At 43.0% G+C, this 4,125-nt stretch carries 4 protein-coding genes; all 4 read left to right on the top strand.

Annotated features, from left to right (window positions below):
• Nucleotides 1-250: 250 nt before the first annotated feature.
• The gene (locus tag RRG12_RS41595) at nucleotides 251-922 is read left to right on the top strand and encodes a glutathione S-transferase family protein (protein ID WP_420761447.1); all 672 of its coding nucleotides are present in this window, start codon (nucleotides 251-253) and stop codon (nucleotides 920-922) included.
• Nucleotides 923-970: 48 nt separating this feature from the next.
• Nucleotides 971-1,837 (top strand): CmcJ/NvfI family oxidoreductase, encoded by an 867-nt coding sequence (locus RRG12_RS41590; protein WP_420761448.1) that lies wholly within the window; start codon nucleotides 971-973, stop codon nucleotides 1,835-1,837.
• A 115-nt stretch (nucleotides 1,838-1,952) separates the two neighbouring features.
• Nucleotides 1,953-2,867 carry a TauD/TfdA dioxygenase family protein gene (locus RRG12_RS41585; RefSeq protein WP_420761449.1) on the top strand — a complete coding sequence of 305 codons (915 nt, stop codon included), beginning with the start codon at nucleotides 1,953-1,955 and terminating at the stop codon, nucleotides 2,865-2,867.
• A gap of 218 nt (nucleotides 2,868-3,085) precedes the next feature.
• Complete coding sequence (locus tag RRG12_RS41580) at nucleotides 3,086-4,039, top strand: DMT family transporter (RefSeq protein WP_420761450.1); 954 nt, start codon at nucleotides 3,086-3,088, stop codon at nucleotides 4,037-4,039.
• Nucleotides 4,040-4,125 lie beyond the last annotated feature (86 nt).

Genomic DNA, 4,125 nt, shown 5'->3' with positions numbered 1-4,125 from the left:
CTCTCAAAACTTTTATTTATTTAGTTACACTAATAATTAGGTATACATATTTTCATAAAGACTGTATAATATTTTAAATACGCTAAATCGACCGACAAACTGTAATATATCATCTAACTGACGTAGATACCTGCCAGTCAATTATTTAACTGCACTAATCAACACATCTCGCTTTTGTCTTATTGCAATAGTAAGAGTTGTGCAATCTCAAATAGTCTGCATGTCACGATAATTACAAGGAAAAGATTTTATGAGCAACATACAACTGTACTTCGCCAAAGCCTCTACCTTCTCTCAACGGACTCGTGTAGTCTTACTGGAAAAAGGTATTGACTTCACCCCGATAGAAATTGACTTACAGAAAAAACCAGATGGGTACACGCAGATTTCCCGCTATGGCAAAGTTCCGGCTATCAAACATGGGGATGTTGAAATTTACGAGTCCGCTATTATCAATGAATATCTAGATGAGGTTTTTCCCGAACCACCATTGTTACCCCGCGATCCCGCAGCTAAAGCGATCGCTCGGATTTGGATAGACTACGCCAATACTCGCCTTGTCCCAGCTTTTAACAAATTTCTGCGCGGTAAAGATAGCCAGGAACAGGAACAAGGACGAAAAGAGTTCACAGAAGTACTTCTATATATTGAACAAGAAGGATTAGGCAAAGGTGATTACTTGTTAGGAGATCAATTTAGCCTAGTTGATATCAGCTTCTATCCTTGGTTTGAACGTTTACCACTCTTAGAACACTTCCGCAAATTCACACTACCAACAGAAACACCTCGTTTGCAGACATGGTGGAATCTGGTAAGCGATCGCTCCTCAATTCAAGCAGTTGCAAATCCTGCGGACTTCTATTTGCAAAGATTCGCCAAAGTTCTCGGTGAACCTCTTCCTGTTGGTGCAGTTCAAAAATAGAACACAGGGATTGACAGAAATTAACCAAAATCCAAAATGGGATAACCTATGAGCTTAAATAACCAAGTTCTAGACAAACCAGTTTCCGCAGAACTGCCATACGTAAAGGCTAACCTCAGTTACCTGGTTCCAATGGCAGAAAAACCTGTTAACTATACTTACGAACCACCGCCAGGGATTCCCCGCACGAATGCAACTTATCAGACGCACAAACTGCCAATTTACAATGCTCGTTCTATCTCAGAGAATATCTCGTTAGATAGAGAAGGTTTTGCGTTTACTCGACATAATACTAATGTCCGCAACTTTTATGACGAGGACGAAGTACGCCGCGTCTACTATCCAGAAGCCGAGCAATTGTTAAAAGAAGTGACAGGTGCAACGAAGGTAGTAATATTCGATCACACCCTGCGTAACGCCAGTCAGTCCAAGCCAGGTGAGAATAATATTAAAGAACCTGCCAAGCGCGTACACAATGACTTCACCGCCAAATCTGGCTATACTCGCGCCCGTTTGGAACTAGCAGCGCAAGGCATAGATGACATTGATGCGCTACTAAAACAACGATTTGCCATCATCAATGTTTGGCGGGCAATCGCACAACCAATCCAAGAGTCACCATTAGCACTGTGTGACGCGCAAAGTATCGCACCCACAGACATTGTGGCTGGTGATTTAGTGTACCGCGATCGCGTCGGGGAAACTGATGGAATCACGTATAACTCCAAACATAAATGGTTCTACTTCCCGCAAATGCACAGAGACGAAGCACTATTTATCAAATGCTTCGACTCCGCAGAAGACGGACGCGCCCGTTTTGCCGGTCATACAGCCTTTGAAGACCCCACCAGCCCAGCCAACGCTCCCCCACGAGAAAGCATTGAATTACGAACATTCGTTTTTTACCCTGCATAGATAGTTAGAGAGACGCGATAAATCGCCGTCTCTACAGGGAATCTATCCGTCAATCAGTTCTTGACAGGCTACTACTCTCTGCATAAAACAAATTATCCTTGGAGACACAAATATCATGACTTCCCAACACTTTGACATCAAACCAATCGCCGGATGTATCGGTGCAAAAATCATTGGTGTGGACTTGAGCAATAACCTCAGCAATGAAATCATTAGCGATATCCGTAAAGCTTTAGTTAAACACAAAGTCATCTTCTTCCGAGATCAGAACCTTGACGCTCAAGGACAAGTAGCCTTCGCCCGACGCTTTGGGGAAGTCACCACAGCCCATCCCACCGTTCCCTCATTGCCAGAAAACCCAGAAGTTCTTGATCTCAATTACGGTAAGACTGTGAGCCGTGCCAACAATTGGCACACTGATGTGACATTTGTAGATCGTCCCCCTCTTGGTTCTATTTTGCGGGCCCTTGTCATCCCGCCATCAGGAGGTGATACGATTTGGGCAAACTCCGTGACTGCCTACGAAGATTTACCAACTCTCCTACGTAATCTTGCTGACCAACTCTGGGCAGTACACAGCAATGCCTACGATTATGCAGCAGCTACAATTGACTTACCAGAAGAGGTCTTAAAGCATCGGGCTGTTTTCACCTCGACTGTATACGAAACCCTGCATCCAGTTGTCCGCATCCATCCTGAATCTGGTGAACGTGGGTTATTTATTGGTGGGTTCGTGCGCCGTCTGCGTGGTTTATCACAGAATGAATCTGATGAAATCGTGAAATTGTTACAAGCTTACATCACACGTCCTGAGAACACAGTCCGGTGGCGTTGGAGAGTAGGCGATGTGGCTTTCTGGGATAATCGCGCTACTCAACATTATGCGATCGCAGACTACGGCAATCAACCTCGCCATGTTCAACGAGTCACACTTGTGGGTGATATTCCTGTTGGTATTGATGGTAAGCAGAGTGAGGCTATTAAGGGAGATTCTTCTGCATATAACCGACGTGAACCCGCTTTAGTTTAGAAAAGATCAATACCTTTTTTATCTTTGTACAGGCAGTCCGTTCAATTAAAGACTGGGCTGCTTTATCATATTGCTGTCCTCGTCTTTGTGGTTCAAGATTTTTTACTCCTAAGACATAAAGATAGTAAGTATTTGCTAAATAGCAGAAAAATCAGCACCAAACAAAACAGTGGTTTTAGCAATACAATCGGGTTGTCCTTTAGAAAACTTTTAGCAAATTGGGCATTCTGACGGTTCTTCTATCCGCTTTCGTTTTATCGTTTCACAATGTTACTGTGCGAGTTTTGTTTTCAGAACATCTCGTACTGGGTTTATTTCTACTGGGTGGATACGTTAAACCGGATTTGCAGAACTCATTATTGCTGATGTTCATGCGAATGCTACTAGTGGTTCCACTTATGGCATCTCTAGCATTCAAGTTGTATCCATCTGCTCTTAAAGAATTCCGAGACTTATTCAGGCGGGAACGCACTGATGTTTTGCTCCAAGCATTGGGCTGCGGAGTATTGATGTTTGTGTATATTGCATTACTCTACATGGCTATTGGCTTAATTCCTACTGGAATTGCCATGACCCTATTTTTTACTTATCCCGTGTTTACAGCGCTGCTTGCTTGGAGGTTTTTTGGCGAACGTCCTACACTTTTCCGTTGGCTAGTAATAGTAATTATTCTAGGGGGCAGCGTACTCACAATTCCTCAATCTTCTGCTGCTTACAGCAGTGACACCATTACTACTGGCATTTTCGCCAGCGTTGGTTCTGGAGTTGTTTATGCGTTTTATAAAGTCCTAGCCCAAAAATGTTTAGAAAAATTCCATCCAGTTCCCTTCACCTGGATTAGTTTTACCTGTACCCTACTGTTTTCTGCTGTAAGCTTACTTTTCTGGCCACTTCCCAGCACCCAACTTGATTGGACACCCCTGTGGATTGGCAGCATTTTTTCTGGTTTAGTTAGTTTCATCGGACATACTTTCAATAATGTGGGAATTCGCATGATTGGCGCAACTAAGGCTTCTATCATCGGCGCAAGCAGTCCAGCGTTAACAGCATTAGTCGCATGGGCAACAATTAGCGAAACTTTAAACCTAATTCAAAGCTTAGGGATTGGTATTGTCACATTAGGAATTGCACTGTTGAGTGGAGAAAGCTTTGTACATAGACGTAGCCCATAAAATTGCTCAAAAATAAGAGTTAATTAGTGATTAATTTGTAAAGTATTTAATTTTTGATTTCATGCAGAGGAAGACACTGAGGAAGA

The organism is Nostoc sp. CALU 546 (assembly GCF_048836525.1).
The sequence above is the reverse complement of the archived record's forward strand: the minus strand, read 5'-3'. Positions and strand labels throughout refer to the sequence as shown.

Coding starts and splice junctions, on each gene's coding strand:
- RRG12_RS41595 (WP_420761447.1), top strand. CDS start 251: ATGAGCAACATACAACTGTACTTCGCCAAAGCCTCTACCTTCTCTCAA.
- RRG12_RS41590 (WP_420761448.1), top strand. CDS start 971: ATGAGCTTAAATAACCAAGTTCTAGACAAACCAGTTTCCGCAGAACTG.
- RRG12_RS41585 (WP_420761449.1), top strand. CDS start 1,953: ATGACTTCCCAACACTTTGACATCAAACCAATCGCCGGATGTATCGGT.